At 64.3% G+C, this 2966-nt stretch carries 3 protein-coding genes and 1 pseudogene; all 4 read left to right on the forward strand.

Going from position 1 to position 2966, the window contains the following annotated elements; translation table 11 throughout:
• Positions 1-284: pseudogene (gene mraY, locus EN925_RS30395) on the forward strand (phospho-N-acetylmuramoyl-pentapeptide-transferase); the annotation flags it as partial.
• 8 nt (positions 285-292) lie between these two features.
• Positions 293-1693 carry a UDP-N-acetylmuramoyl-L-alanine--D-glutamate ligase gene (gene murD / locus EN925_RS30400; RefSeq protein WP_127370083.1) on the forward strand — a complete coding sequence of 467 codons (1401 nt, stop codon included), beginning with the start codon at positions 293-295 and terminating at the stop codon, positions 1691-1693.
• Entirely contained in the window at positions 1693-2844 is a 1152-nt protein-coding gene (gene ftsW / locus EN925_RS30405) for a putative lipid II flippase FtsW (RefSeq protein WP_013530956.1), read from the forward strand. Before murD ends, ftsW begins: the two co-directional genes overlap by 1 nt.
• Position 2845: 1 nt before the next feature.
• A partial coding sequence (locus EN925_RS30410) for a glycosyltransferase (protein ID WP_206522410.1) occupies positions 2846-2966 on the forward strand: 121 nt, incomplete at its 3' end.

Here is a 2966-nt window from a genome sequence, read left to right on the forward strand (position 1 = left end):
ACACCGGATCGCTGGCCATGGGCGGCCTGATCGGCACCGTCGCGGTCGCCACCAAGCATGAGATCGTGCTGGTCATCGTCGGCGGATTGTTCGTCGTCGAAATCCTGTCCGTCATCATCCAGGTCGGCTACTTCAAGATGACCGGCAAGCGGGTGTTCCTGATGGCGCCGATCCACCATCATTTCGAAAAGCTCGGCTGGACCGAAAGCCAGGTGGTGATCCGCTTCTGGATCATCGCCGTCATCCTGGCGCTGGTCGGCCTGTCGACCCTCAAGCTGAGATAGGAAGCCCTTTGATCCCCGCCGCATCCTTTTCAGGCAAGCGCGTTTCGCTCTTCGGGCTCGGTGGCTCGGGGATCGCGACGGCGCGCGCGCTGATCGAGGGCGGCGCGGACGTGCTGGCCTGGGACGACAATCCCGACAGTGTGGCCAAGGCCGCCATTGCCGGTATCGCGACCGCTGATTTGCGCGGCGCCGACTGGGCGAAATTCTCGGCCTTCGTGCTGTCGCCTGGTGTGCCGCTGACGCATCCCAAGCCGCATTGGACGGTGGAACTGGCGCGCGGCTCAGGCGTCGAGATCGTCGGCGACATCGAGCTTTTCTGCCGCGAGCGGATGCTGAGCGCGCCGACAGCGCCTTTCATCGCCATCACCGGCACCAACGGCAAGTCGACGACGACCGCGCTGACCGCGCACATCCTGAAAGCCGCGGGACGCGATGCCCAGATGGGCGGCAATATCGGCCGCGCGGTGATGACGCTCGATCCGCCCGAGCCCGATCGGCACTATGTCGTCGAGTGTTCGTCCTACCAGATCGACCTCGCGCCCTCGATCAATCCGACGGCCGGCATCCTGCTCAATCTGACGCCCGATCATCTCGACCGCCATGGCACCATGCAGCACTACGCCGCGATCAAGGAGCGGCTGGTGGCCGGCAGCGAGACGGCGATCGTCGGCGTCGACGATTCCTGGTGCGCGCAGATTGCCGAGCGGCTGGAGCGGGCGGGGCGGCATGTCATCCGCATTTCCAAGCGCCTGCCGCTGACCGACGGCTATTTCGCCGATGGCAGCAATTTGATGGAAGCTGTGCACGGCCGTTACAGCCGTGTCGCCTTCCTCGAAGGCATCGGCTCCTTGCGTGGCCAGCACAATGCCCAGAACGCTCTGGCTGCGGTCGCCGCTTGTCTCAAGATCGGGCTGGAGCTTGGCGAGATCCAGTCGGGACTGGAAAGCTTTCCCGGCCTCGCGCACCGCATGGAGCAGGTCGGCCGCAAGGACCATGTGCTGTTCATCAACGATTCCAAGGCGACCAATGCCGATGCTGCGGCGCCGGCGCTGTCGAGCTTTGCACGCATCTACTGGATCGCCGGCGGCCTGCCCAAGGAAGGCGGCATCGAACCCTTGCGCGGCTTCTTCCCGCGCATCGCCAAGGCCTATCTTATCGGCGAGGCGGCGCCGGCGTTTTCGGCGACGCTGGGCGAGGCCGTGCCCTACGAGATTTCAGGCACGCTGGCCGCGGCGGTCGAGCACGCCGCGCATGATGCGGCTAAGGACGACAGCGGCGAGGCGGTGGTGCTGCTGTCGCCGGCCTGCGCCAGCTTCGACCAGTTCAAGAATTTCGAAGTTCGCGGCGAAGCCTTCAGGCAAGCTGCGAATGCTATCGAGGGTGTGAAACCCATCGGAGGGGCACGATAATGCAGAGCCGTCTCGACAAAAGTCCGGTTGCGACCTGGTGGTGGACGATCGATCGCTGGTTCCTGGCGGCGTTCCTGTCGCTGATGGGCCTCGGTATCGTGCTGTCCTTCGCGGCGAGCCCGGCGGTCGCCGAACGCATCGGCCTCGACAGTTTCCACTTCGCCACCAGGCAGATCATCTTCACCGTACCGGCGCTCGGCGTGATGCTGGCTGTGTCGTTCCTCGATTCCAGGCAGATCCGGCGCATGGCGCTGATCATGCTGTGCCTGATGCTGGTGCTGATGGTGGCGGTGCTCTACATCGGCGTCGAGGTGAAGGGCGCACGCCGCTGGGTGTCGCTTGCCGGCCTGTCGATCCAGCCGTCGGAATTTTTGAAACCAGCCTTCGTCATCATGTGCGCCTGGCTTTTCGCTGAGCACAAGCGCCAGCCCGACATTCCCGGCAATCTGTTCGCCATGTTGCTGCTGGTACTGGTCGTGTCGCTGCTGGTGGCGCAACCGGATCTCGGCCAGACCATGCTGACGACCGGCACCTGGGGCATCATGTTTTTCATGGCCGGGCTGCCCTGGCTGTGGATCGTTGCGCTGGGTGCCGCCGGCGTCGGCGGCGTTTTCGCCGCCTATACGGTGTTCCCGCACGTTGCCTTGCGCATCGACAAGTTTCTTACCGGCGAAGGCGACACATTCCAGGTCGATATGGGACGCGACGCGCTGATCAATGGCGGCTGGTTTGGCGTCGGACCAGGTGAGGGCACAGTCAAGCGCGTTATTCCCGACAGCCATGCCGACTTCGTCTTCTCGGTCGCAGGCGAAGAGTTCGGACTGATCATGTGCTTCTTCATCATGTCGATATTCGCCTTCATCGTGCTGCGCGGCCTCAACACGGCGCTGAAGGAGCATGACGATTTCACCCGCTACGCGGTCGGCGGCCTCGTCACCGTCTTCGGCTTGCAGGCGGTCATCAACATGTGCGTCAACCTCCAGCTTGTGCCGGCCAAGGGCATGACGCTGCCGTTCATCTCCTATGGCGGCTCCTCGCAGATCGCCATCGCCATCTCGATGGGGATGGTGCTGGCGCTGACACGCAAGCGGCCGGAAAAGCGCAAGCAGATGGGCTTTGGCCTGTCGCAACGCGCCGTGCCGGCGGAGTGATATGGCCAGAGGCGTCATCCTTCTCGCGGCAGGCGGCACCGGCGGGCATCTTTTCCCGGCCGAGGCGCTGGCGCATGAGCTGAACGAGCGCGGCTGGTCGGTGCACCTGGCAACCGACGACC

The sequence above is a fragment of the Mesorhizobium sp. M7A.F.Ca.US.006.04.2.1 genome (assembly GCF_004022915.1).
Lineage (GTDB): Bacteria > Pseudomonadota > Alphaproteobacteria > Rhizobiales > Rhizobiaceae > Mesorhizobium > Mesorhizobium ciceri.